This is a genomic window from Mesorhizobium sp. WSM3860, assembly GCF_002294995.1.
Classification (GTDB): Bacteria; Pseudomonadota; Alphaproteobacteria; order Rhizobiales; family Rhizobiaceae; genus Mesorhizobium.
This window is the reverse complement of record NZ_NSGF01000014.1, coordinates 1-19,696: the sequence shown is the minus strand read 5'-3', so window position 1 is coordinate 19,696 and position 19,696 is coordinate 1. Positions and strand designations below refer to the sequence as shown.

The 19,696-nt window shown below is 64.6% G+C and carries 15 protein-coding genes and 2 pseudogenes; 7 read left to right on the top strand and 10 right to left on the bottom strand.

Annotation, left to right across the window (positions count from 1 at the left end):
* Positions 1-14: 14 nt before the first annotated feature.
* From CK220_RS20970 to CK220_RS20950, 5 genes are all read right to left on the bottom strand, one after another.
* Entirely contained in the window at positions 15-887 is an 873-nt protein-coding gene (locus tag CK220_RS20970) for a ferritin-like domain-containing protein (protein WP_095813364.1), read from the bottom strand.
* Between the two features lie 334 nt (positions 888-1,221).
* On the bottom strand, positions 1,222-1,647 hold the full coding sequence (locus tag CK220_RS20965) for a globin family protein (protein ID WP_095813363.1): 426 nt from the start codon (positions 1,645-1,647) through the stop codon (positions 1,222-1,224).
* Positions 1,648-1,730: 83 nt separating this feature from the next.
* Positions 1,731-2,339 (bottom strand): TetR/AcrR family transcriptional regulator, encoded by a 609-nt coding sequence (locus tag CK220_RS20960; protein WP_095813362.1) that lies wholly within the window; start codon positions 2,337-2,339, stop codon positions 1,731-1,733.
* Between the two features lie 692 nt (positions 2,340-3,031).
* Positions 3,032-3,883: a BA14K family protein gene (locus tag CK220_RS20955; RefSeq protein ID WP_095813495.1), complete on the bottom strand. Its 852-nt coding sequence runs from the start codon at positions 3,881-3,883 to the stop codon at positions 3,032-3,034.
* Positions 3,884-3,962: 79 nt separating this feature from the next.
* A complete protein-coding gene (locus CK220_RS20950; RefSeq protein ID WP_095813361.1) occupies positions 3,963-5,069 on the bottom strand; it encodes a KamA family radical SAM protein in 1,107 nt (368 codons plus the stop codon).
* Positions 5,070-5,252: 183 nt separating this feature from the next.
* Here CK220_RS20950 and CK220_RS20945 point away from each other — a divergent pair, with 183 nt between their 5' ends.
* Complete coding sequence (locus CK220_RS20945) at positions 5,253-6,188, top strand: hypothetical protein (RefSeq protein WP_095813360.1); 936 nt, start codon at positions 5,253-5,255, stop codon at positions 6,186-6,188.
* Between the two features lie 66 nt (positions 6,189-6,254).
* On the opposite strand, the pseudogene CK220_RS20940 reads toward CK220_RS20945, so the two are convergent.
* Both CK220_RS20940 and CK220_RS20935 read right to left on the bottom strand, forming a co-directional pair.
* Positions 6,255-7,810, bottom strand: a pseudogene (locus CK220_RS20940) (serine hydrolase).
* A gap of 117 nt (positions 7,811-7,927) precedes the next feature.
* Entirely contained in the window at positions 7,928-8,332 is a 405-nt protein-coding gene (locus CK220_RS20935; protein WP_095813359.1) for a VOC family protein, read from the bottom strand.
* A gap of 170 nt (positions 8,333-8,502) precedes the next feature.
* On the opposite strand from CK220_RS20935, the gene CK220_RS20930 reads away from it, so the two are divergent.
* From CK220_RS20930 to CK220_RS20920, 3 genes and pseudogenes are all read left to right on the top strand, one after another.
* A complete protein-coding gene (locus tag CK220_RS20930) occupies positions 8,503-9,201 on the top strand; it encodes a YafY family protein (protein WP_095813358.1) in 699 nt (232 codons plus the stop codon).
* A gap of 88 nt (positions 9,202-9,289) precedes the next feature.
* Positions 9,290-10,956, top strand: a pseudogene (locus CK220_RS20925) (acyl-CoA synthetase).
* A gap of 90 nt (positions 10,957-11,046) precedes the next feature.
* Positions 11,047-11,940 (top strand): hypothetical protein, encoded by an 894-nt coding sequence (locus tag CK220_RS20920; protein ID WP_095813357.1) that lies wholly within the window; start codon positions 11,047-11,049, stop codon positions 11,938-11,940.
* Positions 11,941-11,987: 47 nt separating this feature from the next.
* On the opposite strand, the gene CK220_RS20915 is transcribed toward CK220_RS20920, so the two are convergent.
* The 3 genes from CK220_RS20915 to CK220_RS20905 all read right to left on the bottom strand — a co-directional run bounded on the left by CK220_RS20915 (position 11,988) and on the right by CK220_RS20905 (position 14,950).
* Positions 11,988-13,415 (bottom strand): hypothetical protein, encoded by a 1,428-nt coding sequence (locus CK220_RS20915; protein ID WP_095813356.1) that lies wholly within the window; start codon positions 13,413-13,415, stop codon positions 11,988-11,990.
* Between the two features lie 457 nt (positions 13,416-13,872).
* Complete coding sequence (locus tag CK220_RS20910; RefSeq protein ID WP_095813355.1) at positions 13,873-14,382, bottom strand: Hsp20/alpha crystallin family protein; 510 nt, start codon at positions 14,380-14,382, stop codon at positions 13,873-13,875.
* Positions 14,383-14,473: 91 nt separating this feature from the next.
* Complete coding sequence (locus tag CK220_RS20905; protein ID WP_095813354.1) at positions 14,474-14,950, bottom strand: Hsp20 family protein; 477 nt, start codon at positions 14,948-14,950, stop codon at positions 14,474-14,476.
* A 347-nt stretch (positions 14,951-15,297) separates the two neighbouring features.
* On the opposite strand from CK220_RS20905, the gene groES reads away from it, so the two are divergent.
* From groES to htpG, 3 genes are all read left to right on the top strand, one after another.
* Entirely contained in the window at positions 15,298-15,612 is a 315-nt protein-coding gene (groES, locus tag CK220_RS20900; protein WP_095813353.1) for a co-chaperone GroES, read from the top strand.
* A 53-nt stretch (positions 15,613-15,665) separates the two neighbouring features.
* Complete coding sequence (gene groL, locus CK220_RS20895; protein WP_095813352.1) at positions 15,666-17,297, top strand: chaperonin GroEL; 1,632 nt, start codon at positions 15,666-15,668, stop codon at positions 17,295-17,297.
* A 272-nt stretch (positions 17,298-17,569) separates the two neighbouring features.
* A complete protein-coding gene (gene htpG / locus CK220_RS20890; RefSeq protein WP_095813351.1) occupies positions 17,570-19,462 on the top strand; it encodes a molecular chaperone HtpG in 1,893 nt (630 codons plus the stop codon).
* Positions 19,463-19,696: the final 234 nt, after the last annotated feature.

The following is a 19,696-nucleotide window of genomic DNA, read 5'->3' as shown; positions in this document are numbered from 1 at the left end:
CTCCACCCTAACGGCTAGGTGCTCTTGAGCGTTCCGTTCATCCCGTTCGGGTAAAAGCCGCCCTTGCTCACACCCGACTGATCGGTCAGGTAGACGATGCGCAGCACCTCCTGCGGCGTCCTGGTGAAGGCAATCGCATCCGGCGTCGAAGGAACGACGTTGGCTTTGCCGTCGACCTGAATGCCCTGGTCTTTGTCATCGGATCCATCGATCTTGTCGCGTGCGTCGGAAACCGCATTCGCCGCCTTCCAGGCCTTCTCGCCCATGCGATAGAGCGACGACCGCGCCATTCCCATGTGATAGGCCTCGACCGCGAGAATTCCAGCCGCGGCAGCAAGGAATTCCTTGTTCTTCAGGACAGTTGCCGCACCGGCGTAGGCGGTGACACCGACGTCCTCGAACAGCATGCCGCCGAGCACGAAATTCATCTGGTTGCCAAACGCATCGAAATCGGCGCCGAGGCCGGCCGCCTTGGCGACCGCGATAAAGCCGGCATCGAAATCGATCGCCGGCCGGTCCACCGCATTCGACGCAAGCGTCTTGCGATAGAATCTGACATGGGCAAGTTCGTTTTCCGCGACCTCGCGCATGAATTCACCGAGCGCGGGCGTATCGAAGGAAACCTTTTTGCCGCCGACCACGTCGCCGGGTTTGGAACCGACGTCTGAGTCCTCGATGCCTTTTCCCGTGGTGCCGCGGAGGTAATATTCAGCCTCCATATATTCCAGGTTGAGCGCGAAGCGGAAAATGTCTTCGTCTTTGATGTCGTCCTGCGCGGCAGCAGACGAAGTCGCAGCAACGCCGGCCGCCGAAGCAAGGGTCGCTCCAAGACCGATTTGCAGTGCGCGGCGACGACAAACATGAAGTGAAGGCGTGACAGGGATCATAGCTTCCTCCCGAAGCCCGCCTGTCAACCGGTTTGGCCTCAATGAGCGGGCCGTGGCGCCAAACTGCGCAGAAGGCAGAATGTTCCTGAAAATCAGCGATATGGCTTTGGATCAGGGAGTCTGGTGCGGCCGCCATTGGCTTGAATCGCGGCGCTGATGCGGTTTAGCGTAGCCAATGGCACGAGCCCTGTCGCCCAGGGCGGGCGCCGGGCTTGCAGGCGGGCCGGCGGCAGGGGCCGGTCGCTGCGACCTCGGTGCCATGAACAGCGCGCCCTGGAGATCGCCTCGCCGCGCTCGGCTTCGCGCTCCAGCCTGACGAGGAGCCGAAGCTTGCTCAAGCCGCCAGCTGCACCTCGCGGGCTGCGGCGATCATGACGCCGGCGAGCAGGCCGTAGGCGGCTTGCCAGGCCTCGCGGACCTGAGGCGTGAAGGCCTCGCCAAGGCCCGCCTCAAGTGTTTCGATCAGCGCCTGGCCGACGATCGGGTAATGATGCTCCTCGACGCCATAGCCGACATGGCGCCTGGCGAGATCCTGCACGGCGGGCAGGATGGTCTCGGCGCGGGAAAGGCCATGCACGACGAAGCCCAGCGCCGCCATAAGCTTGGCGCCCTGCTTGCTCATGTCGGTTGCGCGAAACAGCCTCTTGAGGCTGGCGTCGATCGCAAACAGCTTCTCGTAGAACAAGGCCGCGGCCGCCGCCTTGATCGGCACGACCTCGCGAAAACTATCCTGCACAAGCCTGATCTGGTCGGGTGTCATCGGCGCGCTCCTCCGCGTTTGCCAGGCTGCAAACATCCGGCGCGAGCGTTTCGCGGGCATGCCGGTTGTGGAGCGGGTGTGTTTCAGGCGTGTGTCAGGCGGGTATCGGGTTGCGGAAACTCCACCTCGCCTGCCATCAGCCGCTTCGCCGCATCCGCCGCGGCGCTGCAATAGCTCCGGTCGCCGTGGATCAGGATCATCACCATGGCGCCTTCGATCAGCAGGAACAGCTCGCGGGCCCGCTCCTTCGGCGACGGCACCTTCGCTCCGGCGAGCAGCGTTTCCAGATGCCGCTCCATCAGCGCCTTGTGCTGGCGCGCGATGACCCGCGCGGGGTGGCCGGACAGGTCGGCAAGCTCGATCGCCAGCCGGGTAAAGCCGGAACCCGCCCAGCGCGGCTTGGACGACCACTTGACCAGCCCCTCGAAAAGCTTGTCGATCAGCACGTCCGCGCCGCCCGAAGGCTCGATGCCGTAATTCTGGAAGTCGGCGAATGTACGTTCATGCTGCGAAGCGAGCACGGCGGTCAAGAGCGCGTCCTTGCTGTCGAAATGATAGTAGAGCGTGCGCTTGGTGACGCCCGCGGCCTCGGCGATCTCGTCCATGCCGACGCGGAAAAAGACCCGGCGGCGAAACAGCTTGTAAGCCGCCTGCAGGATCTGGGGTCTGGTCTCGTTGGACGCTCTGGGCATGGCCCCGCTGCCGTCGTCGGTGAAAGTATACTCGCTAGTGAATTTACATCAGCCGGCACGCGGCCTTCAATGATCAGCGTTTGCTAATATTCATTGGGAGGACGACGATGGAAAGAGTAGTCCCCACGGCACTCGATGTTCCGACGGGCATCGTGACTTTGCCCGAAGAGATCAGGGCATCATCGGCGGCGCCGCAACTGCTCGAGGGCATGACATGGCGCTGACCGGGACAACGAGCGTGGCGGAGATTGATGGTCGGGTGCTGAATTGAGCGACGATCACCTTCTCCCGTTCGCGGCGGGAAGGTGCCCGAAGGGCGGCGCTAACGTCAGCCATTCGATATGCTGGCGCGAGGCACTCCCCTCTGGTCTGCCGACCATCCCCCTCAAGGGGGTGTATGGACTGGGGACATCGCGAACAGGTGTGCGAAGACATCGCGAACAGTTTCGTGCGTTTTGCGCGGGGAGGTTCGGGGTGCCATTCGAGGCCAGAAGCGTGATGAGCCAGAAGGAAGAGTTTATCAGATTGTCGGCTTTGGCGACGGCGCTTTCCTTTTATCGTCCGCGATTGGCGAAAGTCGGCGCGACATCCAATCTCCCCCCTTGCGGGGGAGATGTCCGGTAGGACAGAGGGGGGTGCCTCGCGCCAGACTTCAGCAGTCCAGCGTCACTTCGCAGGACCCCGGCCCTGCCCTACTCGCACTGCCGGCGCGGGCCGCCGTCATAGGGCTGGTAGGTGTTGTCCTGCGGATCGTAGGAGCGATAGCGGCTGAAGCAGGAGTCGATGTGGTCGCCCGACATCTGCGGGCCCAACAGCCGATCCCTGGAAGGCTGCTCCTCCGGCAAGATCTCTTCCGGCGGGCCGCCATAAGTCGTCGCGTAGCCATCCCGTGTCGTGGCGTAGCCTTCCATCTCGGCCTGGTCGTCGGTCACCTCGCCTTGATTGTTCATCCAGAGCTGATCGGATTGGTGCCCGTCGGTCGAGGCTGTGCGATCGCCGCCCGGATCGAAATAGGGCGAGATGCAGGGGCGGATCTCCCCGCTGTAGGAACGGTAGCTGTTTTCTTGCGGACGGTAGCTGCGATAGCGGTTGGCGCACCATTCGAGATGCGCGGCGGGCAATTGTGCCTGCTGGGCCGGCGCCTGCTCGTTAGGCTGTGCGGCCGCATTGGCCTCGCCCGTCTGTGAAGGATTGGGCGGAGAGGCCTCGGGCAAGGGCTGCAGCCGCGGCGCGGCAGGTTGCGGCGCTGGGAGAGCAGCGGTCTGCGTGGCCGTATCCGCCGTCTTGGCCCCCTCGTCCGCCTGGGCCCCCTCCTCCGCCTTGGCGGGCGCGCCGGCGGCCTGCTGGGCCGGGATGCGCTCGAGGTCCTGCTTGGCCGGGTCGACCGGCCGGGCGTCCTTGGTCCAGAGCTCCGAAACGCCGATCGCCGGCGTTGCCTGGCGCACCGGCTTGGCGGCCAGAAGCCAGGTGGCGAAGGCGAGCCCTGAGGCAAACACGGCCAGGGTAAGCACGAAGCCGCCGAGGATTCCCAACAATGCCTTCACGCTGCTCTCCTTCAAGCCCCCGCTCATAGAATGCGGGGGGCGGGATGAGAGTTCCTCTGCCGCCGCTCGAAATGAGGAACTAGGCGACCACCTCGCGATAGGCCCTCACCTTCCCGTCCTGCCCGCGAATCCGCCATGTCTCGTTGTCCCGGCCCTCGATGTGGCTGGGGCCGAGCGGCACCTTGCCGCCGCCATCGGGCAAATCGATGACATAGGTCGGGTTGCAGATGCCGGAGACGCGCTTCCGCAGTTCGGCTGCCAGCGCCTGGCCTTCGGCAATCGTGGTGCGGCGATGCGCCATGCCCGGCGCGAGGTCACCATGGTGAAGATAGTAAGGTTTTACGCCCAGCCGATACATCAGCTCGCGGCAGAGCTCTTCCAGCACATCGACCTTGTCGTTGACGCCTTTCAGGAGAACGCTCTGGTTGAGCAGGACAAAACCCGCCTGCCGCATCGTCCGGCAGGCCGTTTCGGTGTCCGGCGTGATCTCGCGCGGGTGGTTGAAGTGGGTGACCACCGTCACCATCAGCCTTCCCTGCAGGGATGCCGTCAGGCCGGACGTGATGCGCGACGGCAGCGCCACCGGCACGCGCGTGTGGATGCGCAAGAGCCGCACATGCGGGATCGCCTCGATGCGGGCGCGGATTTCGGCGAGGGCGTTGTCGGGCAGCGACAGCGGATCGCCGCCGGTCAGGATCACCTCGCGGATCTCGCTATGTTGCGCGATGTAGGCGAGCGCCGGCTCCAGCGCCTCGCGCGTGTAGCCGCGGCCGATCGAAGTCAGCGACTCCTTGCGAAAACAGAAGCGGCAATAGACCGCGCATTGATAGGTCGGGAACAAGAGCACGCGGTCGGCATGGCGATGCGTCAGCCTGGGCACCGGGCTGAAGGCGTGATCGCCGATCGGATCGCCGAGCTCGCCCTCGGCAGTGATCAACTCGTCCGGCGACGGGATCACCTGCGCGCGGATCGGATCGTTCGGATCGTCCCAATCGATCAGGTCGAGATAGGCTTTCGGCGCGCGCACCTTGTGGGCGGCGGCGGCTTGCTGCGCGGCGGCGCGCTCGGCCGGCGAGAGCGGCAGGGCTGCGAGGTCGCGCACATGGCGCACGCCGGCGCGCATGTCGTCCTGCCAGGCGGCGTCGGCGCCGGGCGCGGCTTCCTTGAGATCGGTATCTGAAGTCATTGGGGTCTCGGTGCGAATTTGCGCGGGATATCGGCCGGATGGATGGCCGGGTCAATCGCTTTGGTTGCCGCAGAGCGGCGGAGCGCCGCACGAGACCGGCTGGGACTGATGCCGGCTTGTCTCGTAGCTTTGAGCGCAACGAAATTGGCGCTAATTTGGCGCAGGCTTCGGGGGGCGAGACGAATGGATTTCAGCGCAGGCCATGGCTACCTTCTCATCGGCGGGCTCATCCTGGTCGGCGCCGGGCTGCTGATTATCTCGCTGATCGTCAATCTGCGCGTGGCCCACAGCGTCCGCGACGAACTGCGCCATCGCGAAAAGCTGCTGGAATATTACCGCAACATCTTTTCGCAGCTGGGCGTAATCCTGATCGGCATCGGCGTTTCGCTGTTCATCTTCTTCTTCCAGCAGAACTATCAGGACCAGCGCAAGCGCGAGACCGAGCTGCAGCAGGTTCTCGCCAAGCTGGCGGCGCGCATTGCCCGCGGCGCCCCGGTCATCGAAACGCTCGGCGAGTTCGACGAGGTACTGGATGAGGGTGGCGCCTATGTCGGCCCCGAACACGGCGGAAGCAACGCCGCGGTCGCCACCAGGGGACCGGAGCTTGCCAAGCAGGTCGAAAAGATCCTGCTGGTCGAACGTGATGTCGACGTTCGAGACTTCGAAATCCTGAACCTGTCGCGCGACCTTGAAGCCACCTTTGTCGTCAACGAGCTCGATCCGACGCTGTGGTTCAACATCGTGCGCGACGAGAACGAGATCAAATACGCCACGACGCAGCTAGCCCTCGACTATAAGGACCTGCATGACGCGATCGGCGACGAGCCGGTCGAGGCCGCGGTCGCCAAGCCCGACAAGGAACCGAAGATCAAGCACGAGGTGCTCGACATCCTCTATGACGCCGACCTGCTGCGCCAGCGCAGCAGGCGCTTTCTCGCCCGCGCCTGCTGGCTCTTCAGCAAAGGCAAGAGTTTCGTCGCCCTTCCACCGGCCGATGCGATCGAAGCCGACGCCAAGTCGCAGCAGGAATGGATCGACCGCTCGAAACCGGTGCTGACGCAGACAAAGTCGGGCAGCGGCGACTGCTTCAAGCTGCTGCACTATGGACAGGCATCCTGAGCCCGCGGTCTTTGCCTTGACACATTCCGTTGCCGAGAACCGCCGCGCAGCTCTGGGCGACGCGCATTAGTCTCCCAAGCGCCGCAGCGTGCCGAGATGATTGTCGTCGAGGAACTCGATCGTCACAGCCGAGGCCCTGCCGTCGGGGCCGACGACGAAGCTCACGCCCGCCGGCCGGTCCGGCATCTCGGCGTCGGGGTACGTTACGAACAGGTCGCCGTTGAAATGCGTCAGCGAATAGGACCGAGCGCCGGCCGGCCCGAGCTTGAGCATGAGGCCGTCTCCCGCGCTGGACACGAGCGCGTCGCCGAAGAAGTCGTTGGTGTAACGCCCCGCATAGGCGCCGGTCGGCGCGGCTGGCCGTCCCGGTGACGGCGGCGCGGCATAGGTGGCCTTGGCCGCGGCGATCGCGGGCCCGAACATACCGGAAAAGATCGCGTCCCATGCTCCGATCCAATCCTTCTCGAGCTTGCCGTCGAAAACGAGGTCGGCAAAGCTGTCGGAGAGTCCTTCCGGTACGCCGCTCGGAAATGCATTGGCGAGGACGAAATGCCGAGCTTGTCCTTGGGAAAGACAGACGCCACCGTGCGCGCGCCGGTGCTGAAGGCGCCGGAGTGACCCCAGCTCAGGCCGTGCCGGCCGAATTCGACATTCCAGCCGAGGCCGTAGAAGGACTCGCCGCCGGAGACGGGGTTCTTGCCGCGCGTCATCAGTGGCACATGCATCTGGGCAAACGCATCGGCGGCAATCAGCGTCTTGCCGGCATATACGCCGTCGCCGATCACGAGGCGCAGCCATTGCGCGAGATCGCGCACGGTGGAACTGACGCCGCCGGCAGGCGCCTGCGCATCCGGCTCGCGCTTGACCTTCGCGGCCCAGGCGCCGTCGGCCTTGATGTGCAGCTCGGCGCGATTGGCATGCTTGAGGAAATCCGCGTAACGGGAGCTGGTCGAGGCCATGCCGAGTGGACGGTAGAGCTTTTCCTCGGCGACATCTTCCCAGGATTTGCCTGTCGGCCTGGCGGCCGCGACGGCGCCTTCGGTCAGCCCGAAATTGGAATAGGAGTAGCCGGCGCGAAAGCTCGACGATAGCTGCACGAAGCGCAGGCGCTGCAGGATCTCGGCACGGTCGTAGCCTATGGTCTCGAGGTCGTCGCCTGCCGTGCCAGGCAGCCCGCTGCGGTGCGAAAACAGGTCGCGAATGGTGAGTTGGCTGGTCGGGTAAGGATCGGCGAGCCGGAACGCCGGATCGAGGTCGGCGATCCTCGATTCCCAGGACACGACACCTTCGCTGACCAGCGCCGCCACGACGGTTGCCGAGACCGGCTTGGACAGCGAGGCGATCTGGAACACCGTGTCGGCGTCGACTGTCTCCGGCTTGCCGGCCTCGCGACGGCCGAAACCCTTGAGATAGATCACTTCGTCGCCGTGTACGACGCCGATGGCAAGGCCGGGGACGGCACCATCAGCGACCACGCGTTGCGCCAATGCTTCGAGCTTCGACAGCGCAGCGGTGATCCGCTCGGGCGAGATGGGGTCGGCCGATGCCCTCGAGGGCCAAAGCGCCAGGACGGCGATGACCGCCCAAACCCCCAAATGACAGAGATTCCGATCAAGCCGCATGCCCGCCCGCGCCTCCCCTTCTCCGCATTCGCCCCGCGATAATACAGGCAGGAGCCGGCGGGGCCAATCCCCGGCCAGCGCCGCAATCGACCCGGCGATCCAGTCGGACAGTCGCCATCACCTCTCCAACTTCCTGATCGCCTCGGCAGTTACCGGCGTGAAAAAGTTGACCAGGTTGCCGTCGGGATCGCGAAACAGCAGCGAACGGTTGCCCCAGGGCATGGTGGTCGGCGCCTGCACCAGTGAGCCCGCGATGCGATCGGCGAGCCGTCGGCAATCGGCGTCGACATCGGCGACGCGGAACTCGATGATCGCGGTTCGGTTGGCGGCCGGCTGTGCGACATGGTCGCCGCCGAAGAGCTGCAAGGTACGCGTGCTGCCGATGGCGAGCGTGCCGGCCTCGGTGATCAGTTCGGCGAAATCCTCGGTGTAAAGCGTGAGCTTCGAGCCGGTCACCTCCTCATAGAAGCCGACCAGCCGCCTGACGTCGGCGGTGATGATGCGGGTCGAAACGAAATTCATAATGCTTCTCCGTTATTTGGCCGCGGAGCCTTCTCCGTCGGCGGGCCGCGGAGCCTTCTCCGTCGGCGCGCCGCGGAGCCTTCTCCGTCGGCGGAAGCGCCCCTCGAGACGCCATGTCCCGACTTGTGGCCCAGCCCTGCTGCCAGCATAGTGGCAACAGGAGACATGCCTTGCGCCGCGCCGACAGACTGTTCCAGATCATCCAGATCCTGCGGCGCTCGACCCACCCGATCACCGCCAGCCGGATCGCCGAGGAACTCGAGACCTCGCGCCGCTCGGTCTATCGCGACATTGCCGACCTCATCGGCCAGCGCGTGCCGATCCGCGGCGAGGCGGGCCTCGGCTACGTGCTCGACGGCGACTACGACATGCCGCCGCTGATGCTGACGCCGGACGAGCTGGAGGCGGCGGTGCTCGGCGCGCAATGGGTGGCCGACAAGGGCGACGCGGTGCTGGCGGGAGCGGCGCGCGACCTGATCGCCAAGATCGCCACCGCAGTGCCCGAGCGGTTGCGCCCCTTCGTCAGCAATCCAACCGTCGGCGCGCCGCTCAGCCGCGCGAGCCTGCCGGACGGGCTCGACATCGCCCGAGCGCGCGGGGCGATCGGCAACGGCCACAAGATTCGCATCCACTATCGCAACGAACGCGACGAGGAGAGCGAACGCGTCATCTGGCCGACCATGATCGGCTATGCCGAGACCGTGCGGCTGCTCGCCGCCTGGTGCGAGCTGCGCCAGGATTTCCGCCATTTCCGCACCGACCGCGTCAGCGCAGCCACCTTCCTCGACGAGCGCATCGGCTGCCGGCCGGCAGAGCTCCGCAGCCGCTGGAAACGGCACATGGAGGCGCAAGGCCTTCGCCTGCCTTAGGCCGCAATCGACCCAAGCCGAGTTTTCAGGCAATCTCCGTCCATCGGCATGTCATGGGGAGATGACGGGCCGCCGAGGGAGGATCGCCATGACCAACACGCCAGTTGCGGCCGGGCTGCCACGCTATCAGGACGCCGTCCGGCGCTTCCGCATCGAGGACGAGATCGCCCGCCTTCACGGCGATCCGGCGAGCGGCATCAGTGCCTATGTCGAATGCTGCGGCCGCTATGCGGGGCAAGACCGACTGGCGCTGCGCGCCATCTCCGCCGGCGGCGACCTGCGCGAATACACTTTCGACGATCTCGCCGACATCTCCGGCCGTGCCGGCAATCTGCTGAAGGGCCTGGGCGTCCGCCCCGGCGATGTCGTTGCCGGCATGCTGCCGCGCATTCCCGAGCTGGTGGCGCTGATCCTCGGCGCCTGGCGCGTCGGCGCGGTCTACCAGCCGCTGTTCACCGCTTTCGGGCCGAAGGCGATCGAGCATCGGCTGAGCTACAGCAAGGCGAAGCTGGTGGTGACCAACCCCGCTAACCGCGCCAAGCTCGATGAGGTGGTAAACCGTCCGCGCACCGCGACGATCCTTGGCGCCGGCGACACCCTGCCGGACGGCGACATCGATTTCCGCGCTGCCCTTGCCGCCGCCTCCGCCGATTGCGAGCCCGTAATGCGCAAGGGCTCGGACCTGTTCATGATGATGTCGACCTCCGGCACGACGGGGCATCCGAAAGGCGTGCCGGTGCCGCTCAGCGCCCTGCTCGCCTTCGGCGTTTATATGCGCGATGCGATCGGGCTTCGGTCTGACGATGTGTTCTGGAACATCGCCGACCCCGGCTGGGCCTATGGGCTTTACTACGCCATCACCGGGCCGTTGCAGCTCGGCATCGCCACCACCTTCCATGAAGGCGCCTTCAACGCCAAAAGCACCTACGACATCATCGAACGGCTGGGAGTGACCAGCCTCGCCGGCTCGCCGACAGCCTATCGCCTGCTGATGGCTGAAGGCGCGGAGGCAGCCGCCCGCGTGAAAGGGAAACTGCGCGTGGTGAGCAGCGCCGGCGAGCCGCTCAATCCGGAAGTGATCCGCTGGTTCGACGCCCACCTAGCCGCGCCGATCCACGACCATTACGGCCAGACCGAAAACCGCATGATGGTCAACAACCATCACGGTCTGGTTCACGCCGTGCGCGCGGGCTCGGCCGGCTTTGCCATGCTGGGCTACCGCATGGTCGTTCTCGACGAGGCCGGCAACGAGCTCGGCCCCAACCAGCCGGGCGTCCTTGCGGTCGATATCGCCAGGTCGCCGCTGCGCTGGTTCGACGGCTACACCAGGAGAAGACGCCGGGAATCGCCGGCGGCTACTATCGCACCGGCGACACGGTGGAATATGAGCCGGACGGCTCGGTCTCCTTCATCGGCCGGGCCGACGACGTCATCACCTCGGCCGGCTACCGCATCGGTCCCTTCGACGTCGAAAGCGCGCTGATCGAGCATCCGGCGGTCAACGAGGCGGCGGTGGTCGGCGTGCCCGACCCGCAACGCACCGAGATCGTCAAGGCCTTCGTCGTGCTGGCGCCGGGGTTCCAGGGCAGCGGGGCGCTCGCCGAGGAGCTCGCGCAGCATGTAAAGAAGCGGCTCTCGGCGCATTCCTATCCGCGCGAGGTCGAGTTCGTTACCGAACTGCCGAAGACCCCAAGCGGCAAGATCCAGCGGTTCCTGCTGAGGAAGGCGGAGGTAGAGAAGCGGAAGGCCGGATAAAGATTCGGGTTCTCCCGGGCTTCCGCCACGCAAAAGCCGCCAAGTCAGGCGAAGGCCACACGGGCTTTGATCATTGAATGGGGTTATAAAATGCGGCTGGTCTGGGCGTTTCTGTTCGCGCTGGCGAGCGGCGTGGCTTTCGCGGCATCGCCGGAGGACGACTATATCGCCGCGCGCGACAAGGCGATTTCCGACATCGCCGCGCAGGAGAGCTCCAACGCGGAAGTGGAGACGCTCGATGCGGCCAACACCAAGGCGCTGGCCGATCTGGAAAAGCATCTTTCCGCCATTCTCGGTCCGCTTTCGGTCAAGGATTTTCCGGCAACCGGCACGATCAATCTTCAGAGCCTGAGCGCCTCCGATATTGGCTTCGGCATGCTGGACGGGCTGCGCTACGCCAAGAGCGACGCCGGCCCGAGCCTCGTCGTGACGACCCGCGGGCTGGTCGAGCGCTGGCTGCGGTCCAAGGCTGACGAGGACGATGAAAGCCTCCGGCTGCCCGCCGGCATCGACGAGGCGCTCAAGCTGGACGCGTTCTATACCCAGGCCATCGGCAGCGACGCCGCATTCGTGAGGACGCTCGACTTTTCACTGAAGAAGCCCGAAGGCGCCGATATCGCCGTCGCGCGGCTGGGCGGGTGGACGCAGGATGTCGGACCGATCTACGACCAGCAGGTCGTCGTCGCGGTCGTCAAGGGCGACCGCGTCCTGATCGCCGAGGCGCCCGCGTCACCGCCCGTGCCGAAGATCGCGGCCTGCGAGGCGCTTTGGACCGCGGCGGACGCGGCTGCCCAGACATTTCAGCAGACCTATCAGAACTCGGACCTGAAGGACCAGCAGGCCTATGATTCCGCCAACGCCGCCTGGGAGAAAGGCGACGGCGATTATCGCGCCTGCATGGGCGAGCGCCTGCCGGGCGATCCGGCCTTCCCGGCACTGCTTGCCGAGGCCCAGCAGCTTGCTGACCGAATGACCGGGAAGTAGGCTCCGAGCGGTGAAGCGCTAAGCTCGCTTGACACCTTCCCCAGGAATCAGCTCGCGGCGGCCCTCATGTTGCGCCGGCGCCTGGCGGTGGGCCGCGCCGGCTCCACGATATGCCCGTTTGTGACATGCCCATTCGTCACGGGCGCAACTTCCTGCCGGGCCCGGGCGTCCGTCACCCTGTGCAGCCGCTCGTAAGGCAGCAGCTCCTTGATGCGGGCGTTCAGCGTCTCGACTTCGGCGCGCAGGTCCTCGCATTCCTGTTTCTGGATATCGAGCTGGATCTGCTCCGAGGCCTGCTGCAGCGACAGCTGCGAGAGGTTGGTGCTGATCACGGACAAATTCTTCTTGTCCAATTCGCTCTCGTTCCTGAGAACAGCAAGCCTCTCTTCCGCGATCTGCCGCTCGGTCACGGCGTCGTTCAACTGCGCCCTGAGTCCTGTCGCCTCGGCGACCGCCTCGGTCTTGTCGATGGAGGCCTGCTCCAGCCGCGATTGCAGCTCCTGGATCTCGGAGCGCAAGCCGCGCAGCTCCGCCCGGCTCCGCGCGAGCTCCGCCGCGGCATCGCTTTCGGCAATGCGGGCGGCCTCGGTTACCTCGGCAAGCTTGGTCTGCGTCGTCTCCAACGATTTCTGCAGCCGGGCCTCCTCCTTCTCGTGGCTACCGAGTTGGGCCATAAGTTCGGCAATGCGCGTTGCTTCGTTGGCGTGGGTCGCCGCGAACTCGTCGAATTTGTGCCGGGCCTCGGCCTCGCGCTTTTGCGCCTGCTCCAGCTCGATCGAAAGCCCGACCTGCTTTTCGCGCAGGAGCTTGTTCTCGACAGCGCGCCTGTCGGCTTCGACGGTCTTGGCCGTCAGCGTCTTGACGATCTCACCGAACTCAGCCTCGCGCCTGGCGCTCTCATTGCCCATCTCGACCAGTTCGAGCCGCACCGCCGCAAGCGCCTCGCGCAGCGACTCCCTGTCCTGGACGAGACTTGCCTCGCGCTGCTGCCAGGCCTCGGCCGCGCCGTCGCGTTCGCGCTGCTTGCGCGCAGCGTCAAGCAATTGTTCCGACAAGGCCTTGTGTTCGGCGCCCAGAGCGGCGTTCTCCAGCTCCAGCTCATTGGCGCGCAGCGCATCGCGATGCAGGACGTTCAGGATATCGCGCGTCATGTGGTGCGCGGTGGCGATCTCGGCCAGCCTCGACCCGATCTCCTCCAGATGACCCTGTCCGTCGCGGAAGAGTTCGGAAACGGCTTCCAAGGCGGCCAACCGTGTCTGGGTGTGCGGCGTCAGCCGCGAGGCGGAAGCCTCGGACTGAGTCTCGCCCGGCGGGTCCTCGTCACTTGCCGCCAGGTCGGCGGCGGCATCGTCTTCCGAGGACGTCTGTTCGTCAGCCGAAAGACATTCTTCGAAAGCCTCTGCCAGATCCGACTGGAGCTCTTGAAATTCCTTGTCTACGTCTTCGGCCCGCTTGATCAGGGATTTGAAATTCATAACGGCACACCTCTTACGCTCACACCCGCCGTATTACTTAACGAATTGCTAATCTAGCCCTTAACGTTCCGTACGGGAAGCCTGACCAAAAGAAGGAAGAAATTAAGGTTATCGCGGATTTCCAGAGGCTTGCGCGGTGTTCCGTCAGCGACATCTGCGCTCAGCGCGGTAAACGGTTCCAATGGGCCAGCGTCGGCCGCACGACGTCGAGCCGCAAGCGAGCATCTTGCGCTATCGGGTCGGTGGCCTCCGTTGCCATAGCGGCTCGCCTGGGAGCGCGGTCTGGCATCCACATCTTGTCGCGCGCGCCTCGCTGCGGCGGCTCACTCGTTTGGAAAGGGAGCCATTCCACGCTCCAGTCAGCACCTAACGCCAGCGTTGGCGGTTCCATCTGATCGCCGAGATTCTTTTATAGCGCAGGGATTGGGCCAATCGGTCCAACCCCTGCGCTCAGACATCAGCTCTTGATTTCGATACGCTTGGCCTGCGACTGCGCCTTCGCGGTCTTGGGCAGCGTTACCGTCAGCACGCCGTTCTTGAAGCGGGCGTCGATCTTGTCTTCTTCGATCTCGTAGCCCAGCGGGATGCGACGCTCGAAGCGGCCATAGACGCGCTCGGAGAATTGCCGTTCCTTGTCCTCCGTCTCGGAGCGCTTTTCACCCTTCAGCGTCAGCACGCCATCATCAAGCAGCACCTCGATGTCCTTCTCCTCCAGGCCCGGGACTTCGGCCGCCACCTTGATCTCCTTCTCGTTGTCGGAGACCTCGACGCTCGGCCAGCCGGCGCCAAAAGCGGAGACGGCGCCCAGAGACGGCAAGCCGGAACCGAAGCCGCGGAAGACGTCATCGAACAGCCGATTCACCTCGCGATGCAGCGATAGGAAAGGATCGCGTTCGCTGTCGCGAAAGACACTTGGAACCTGGTTGCTATTGTTTCGGCCCCAGGGAATCAGATCACGAACACTCATTGTTTTCCTCCTTTCTGTTTACCGGAAGACAATGCCCTCGAGCGCCGGGGACATCACCCGGCGCCTGGCGCAAAGCGCGGCGAGAGGAAGTTCAGGCGGCCTTGTTGCCGGCCTCGATTTTCTTTGTCGCGGCCTTTGGCGATGATTTGTCGGCCGTGATCTCGATCCGGCGCGGCTTCATTTCTTCCGGTATCTCGCGTTTAAGGTCGATCGTCAGCAGGCCGTTGACGAGGCTCGCATCGACGACCTTGACATGATCGGCAAGCTCGAAGCGACGCTGGAATGCGCGGCCGGCAAGGCCGCGATGCAGGTACTCGCCGTTGTCCTCGCCTGCCCTTTGGCCAGAAACCATCAGCATATTCTGCTCCTGGGTAATGGCCAATTCGTCCTGGCTGAAGCCTGCCAGCGCCATGGTGATGCGGTAGTCGTCCTCGCCGCTCTTGGCGATATCGTAGGGCGGCCAGTTATCAGCGGTTTCGATGCGGCTTGCGGTTTCGAGCGCGTTCAGCATTCGATCGAAGCCGATGCTCGACCGGAACAGGGGAGAAAAGTCGAAACTGGTTCTCATAGCTACATCCTCCATTGAGCAACATAGATACGAGGAGCGCCAAGGCAGCGGCGCTCCTTGACCTCGCCGACCACTTCAGGCGCCGGCAGGTTCGATTTGGGAATTGAACCCTTTGCCGTCAAGGGCTCCGGGGCGCGCCCGTCAAGCTGCGTAATTCCCCTTTGTTTTCACCGCACTAGCACTCGGCTGTTGCGAGTGCCAAAAAATTTCTTGGAGCCTCTTGAAACCGGCGCGTGCAAAACCAAATCCACATGCGCGACGCCGAAAGGATCGCGAGCCCCGCTCCGGTCCTGCGGGTCCGGAGTGGAGGAACCTCTCAAAATCTGTTTGTCCCGAAGGAGAACGATATGAAGTTCCATCCATTGCATGACCGCGTTCTGGTCCGCCGCGTCGAGGCCGAGGAGAAGACGGCCGGCGGCATCATCATCCCGGACACGGCGAAGGAGAAGCCGCAGGAAGGCGAGATCATCGCCGCCGGCTCCGGCGCGCGCGACGAGAGCGGCAAGCTCATTCCCCTCGACGTGAAAGTCGGCGACCGCATCCTGTTCGGCAAGTGGTCCGGCACCGAGATCAAGCTCAACGGTGAAGACCTGCTCATCATGAAGGAAAGCGACGTGATGGGTGTGGTCGAGCAGACATCGGCGTTGGGAAAAGCGGCCTGAACCGGCCCAACCCGATCCGGTCAACGAAAGCTGCCTGCTGAAGGAGTGTTCCAATGGCTGCCAAGGAAGTGAAATTCCATTCCGACGCCCGCGACCGCATGTTGCGCGGCGTCAATATTCTCGCCGACGCGGTGAAGGTCACGCTCGGCCCCAAGGGCCGCAATGTCGTCATCGACAAGTCGTTCGGCGCCCCGCGCATCACCAAGGACGGCGTCACCGTCGCCAAGGAGATCGAGCTCGAGGACAAGTTCGAGAACATGGGCGCGCAGATGGTGCGCGAGGTCGCCTCGAAAACCAGCGATATCGCCGGCGACGGCACCACGACCGCGACCGTTCTCGCCCAGGCCATCGTCAAGGAAGGTGCCAAGGCCGTTGCCGCCGGCATGAATCCCATGGATCTGAAGCGCGGCATCGACAAAGCCGTTGAGGCTATTGTTCAGGAGTTGAAGACCAACGCCCGCAAGGTGACCAGAAATGACGAGATCGCCCAGGTCGGCACGATATCGGCCAATGGTGATGCCGAGATCGGCCGTTTCCTTGCCGAGGCGATGCAGAGGGTCGGCAATGAAGGCGTCATCACCGTTGAGGAAGCCAAGACTGCCGACACCGAGCTGGAAGTGGTCGAAGGCATGCAGTTCGACCGCGGTTATCTCTCACCGTACTTCATCACCAATCAGGACAAGATGCGCGTCGAGCTCGAAGAGCCCTATGTGCTGATCCACGAGAAGAAGCTTTCCAACCTGCAGGCGCTGCTGCCGGTGCTGGAGGCGGTGGTTCAGTCGGCGAAGCCCCTGCTCATCATCGCAGAGGATGTCGAGGGCGAGGCGCTCGCGACGCTCGTGGTCAACAAGCTGCGCGGCGGCCTGAAGGTTGCGGCCGTCAAGGCTCCGGGCTTCGGCGACCGCCGCAAGGCCATGCTGGAGGACATCGCCATCCTCACCGGCGGCACCGCCATCAGCGAGGATCTCGGCATCAAGCTTGAGAACGTCACGCTCGAGATGCTCGGCCGCGCCAAGAAAGTGGTGGTCGAGAAGGAGAACACCACCATCGTCGACGGCGCCGGCAAGAAGGAGGAGATCCACGGCCGTGTGGCGCAGATCAAGGCGCAGATCGAGGAGACCACCTCTGACTACGACCGCGAGAAGCTGCAGGAGCGCCTGGCCAAGCTCGCCGGCGGCGTGGCGGTGATCCGCGTCGGCGGTTCGACGGAGGTCGAGGTCAGGGAGCGTAAGGACCGCGTCGACGATGCCATGCATGCGACGCGCGCAGCGGTCGAGGAAGGCATTCTTCCGGGCGGCGGCGTGGCTCTGCTCAGGGCCGCCAACGCGCTTGATGCGGTGGCAGTCGATAACTCCGACCAGAGATACGGTGTCGACATCGTGCGGCGCGCCATCGAGGCTCCCGCTCGCCAGATCGCCGAGAACAGCGGGGCGGAAGGCTCGATAATCGTCGGCAAGCTGCGCGAGAAGCCCGATTTCGCCTATGGCTGGAACGCCCAGACCGGCGAGTATGGCGATCTTTTCAGCCAGGGCGTTATCGATCCGGCCAAGGTCGTGCGCACCGCGCTGCAGGACGCAGCCTCGATCGCCGGCCTGCTCGTCACCACCGAGGCGATGGTGGCCGAGAAGCCCAAGAAGGAAGCGGCACCGGCCATGCCCGCCGGCGGCGCCGGCATGGACTTCTAGGACGCTACGGGAAGGCGCGCCGAAACAGCCAATCTCCCCCCAGATGGGCTCCAAATTGGGGGGAGATTGGTCGGCAGGGAAAGGGAGCGCGAGGGAACGCCACCCTTCTGAATTGACAAGAACTGGAAAAGCGAGAAAGCACTCCGGGACAGATCGGCTGGCGGGACGCGCCCCCTTTGTCCTGTCGGACTTCTCCCCTCATCTGGCGGAGATCGGCAGCTTCGACGCGCCGCGGCGCGACGGGCCAGAGTTACTACGTGGGAAGATTCTGAATGACGACGGATACCAAGACGACGGAAACCAGGACATTCGAGGCGGACGTCTCGCGGTTGCTGCACATGATGGTGCATTCGGTCTATTCGGACCGGGACGTCTTCCTGCGCGAGCTGATCTCCAACGGCGCCGACGCCTGCGAGAAGCTGCGCTTCGAGGCGATCACCCGGCCCGAGTTGCTGGGCGAGGACGCAAAGCCGCGCATCACCATTTCCGCCGACCCTGACAACAAGCAGCTTGCCGTCGAGGACAACGGCATCGGCATGAGCCGCGAGGAGATGGCCGAGGCGCTGGGCACCATCGCGCGCTCCGGCACCCGTGCCTTCATCGAGCGCGTCGAGGCCGGCAAGGCGACTGAGGACTCGCAACTCATCGGCCAGTTCGGCGTCGGCTTCTACTCCGCTTTCATGGTGGCCGATCATGTCGATGTCATCAGCCGACAGGCCGGCAGCGAGGAAGCCTGGCGCTGGTCTTCCGACGGCAAGGGCACCTACGAGATCGCGTCCGTGCCGCTTGCGGCAGCTCCCAATCGCGGCACGCGCGTCGTGCTGCATCTGATGGAAGATGCGAGTTCCTACACCACGCCTTACCGGCTCGAAGGGCTGGCCAAGTCGCAGTCCGGCCACGTGCCGGTGCCGATCACGCTCATCGAGAAGCCGGGCGCCGAGCCGCGCGATATCGCCGACGGCACGGCGCTGTGGGTCAGGCCTAAGAGCGACATAAAGGCCGAGGAATATACCGACTTCTACCGCAGCATCGCCGGACAATATGACGAGCCGGCCGCCACCATCCACTTCCGCGCCGAGGGTCGGCACGAATACAGCGCGCTTGCCTTCGTGCCGGGCTCGCGTCCGTTCGATCTCTTCGACCAGGACCGCAAGGGCCGCATGAAGCTCTATGTGCGGCGCGTCTTCATCACCGACGATGCCGACGTGTTGCCGCGCTACCTGCGCTTCGTGCGCGGCCTGGTCGATTCCGCCGATCTGCCGCTCAACGTCTCGCGCGAGATGATCCAGGAAAGCCCGCTGCTCGCCGCGATCCGCAAGGGCGTCACCAATCGCGTACTCGGCGACCTTGCCAAAGCAGCCGAGAGCGATGCCGAGGCCTACGCCAAGATCTGGGAGAATTTCGGCGTCGTGCTCAAGGAGGGCCTCTATGAGGACTACGAGCGGCGCGAGCAGCTGCTGAAGCTCGCCCGCTTCCGCTCGACCGCTTCCGGCGAGACTCTGCGCAACCTGGCCGACTATGTCGCCGCGATGAAGGAAGGGCAGAAGGCGATCTTCTTCATGGCCGGCGACGACCGCGCCCGGCTCGAGGCCTCGCCGCAGCTCGAAGGGTTCCGGGCCCGCGGCATCGAAGTGCTGCTTTTGACCGACCCCGTCGACAGTTTCTGGACGACGATGGCGCCGGAATTCGACGGCAAGCCGTTCAAGTCGGTCACGCAGGGTGCGGCCGAACTGTCGGAGATCCCGCTGCTCGACACCGAGTCCAAGCCAGATGCCGAGATCTCGTCCGAAATCGCGACCTTCCTGGCCTTCGTGAAAACGGCGCTGGGAGACGAGGTCTCGGACGTGAAGGCCTCCGACCGCCTGACCGAAAGCGCGGTCTGCCTGGTCGCGCCGGAGCACGGTCCCGACCGCCAGTTCGAGCGGCTGCTCAACGCCGCCGGTCGCCTCGACAAGGCGGCGAAGCCGATCCTCGAGATCAACCCACGTCACGAGCGCGTCACGGCGCTGGCGAAGCTCGGCAAGGAGGAGCTCGCCTTCAAGGAAGACGCCGCGCATCTGCTTTACGACGAGGCGCGCGTGCTCGACGGCGACAAGCCGGCCGACGCGAAAGCGTTCTCGGCGCGGCTTGCGAGGCTGATCCAACGCGGGTTGCCGAGGGGGTAATGCGGGCGTTGGTGCAAAGGAGCGCACCCTTGCCTTCGTCATCCTAGGGCGGAGCAAGGAGCGAAGCGACGCGCGCAGACCCTAGGATCCATGCCGTGAGGCTAAGGTGTTGCAACGGTTACAGAATTCTGTACCGTTGCACCCTGCGGCAGAGGTCACGGCATGGCAACTGTGTTCACGCAAATGCAGTCTTGTCGCGAATGATGGCATTGAGGACGACCAGGAGCTTCCTTG

Bases quoted from the DNA above. Each gene is read 5' to 3' on its own strand.
- CK220_RS20945 (WP_095813360.1), top strand. From the start codon at position 5,253: ATGGATTTCAGCGCAGGCCATGGCTACCTTCTCATCGGCGGGCTCATC.
- CK220_RS20915 (WP_095813356.1), bottom strand. From the start codon at position 13,415: ATGAATTTCAAATCCCTGATCAAGCGGGCCGAAGACGTAGACAAGGAA.
- CK220_RS20910 (WP_095813355.1), bottom strand. From the start codon at position 14,382: ATGAGTGTTCGTGATCTGATTCCCTGGGGCCGAAACAATAGCAACCAG.
- CK220_RS20970 (WP_095813364.1), bottom strand. From the start codon at position 887: ATGATCCCTGTCACGCCTTCACTTCATGTTTGTCGTCGCCGCGCACTG.
- htpG (WP_095813351.1), top strand. From the start codon at position 17,570: ATGACGACGGATACCAAGACGACGGAAACCAGGACATTCGAGGCGGAC.
- CK220_RS20905 (WP_095813354.1), bottom strand. From the start codon at position 14,950: ATGAGAACCAGTTTCGACTTTTCTCCCCTGTTCCGGTCGAGCATCGGC.
- groL (WP_095813352.1), top strand. From the start codon at position 15,666: ATGGCTGCCAAGGAAGTGAAATTCCATTCCGACGCCCGCGACCGCATG.
- CK220_RS20965 (WP_095813363.1), bottom strand. From the start codon at position 1,647: ATGACACCCGACCAGATCAGGCTTGTGCAGGATAGTTTTCGCGAGGTC.
- CK220_RS20950 (WP_095813361.1), bottom strand. From the start codon at position 5,069: ATGACTTCAGATACCGATCTCAAGGAAGCCGCGCCCGGCGCCGACGCC.
- groES (WP_095813353.1), top strand. From the start codon at position 15,298: ATGAAGTTCCATCCATTGCATGACCGCGTTCTGGTCCGCCGCGTCGAG.
- CK220_RS20935 (WP_095813359.1), bottom strand. From the start codon at position 8,332: ATGAATTTCGTTTCGACCCGCATCATCACCGCCGACGTCAGGCGGCTG.
- CK220_RS20920 (WP_095813357.1), top strand. From the start codon at position 11,047: ATGCGGCTGGTCTGGGCGTTTCTGTTCGCGCTGGCGAGCGGCGTGGCT.
- CK220_RS20960 (WP_095813362.1), bottom strand. From the start codon at position 2,339: ATGCCCAGAGCGTCCAACGAGACCAGACCCCAGATCCTGCAGGCGGCT.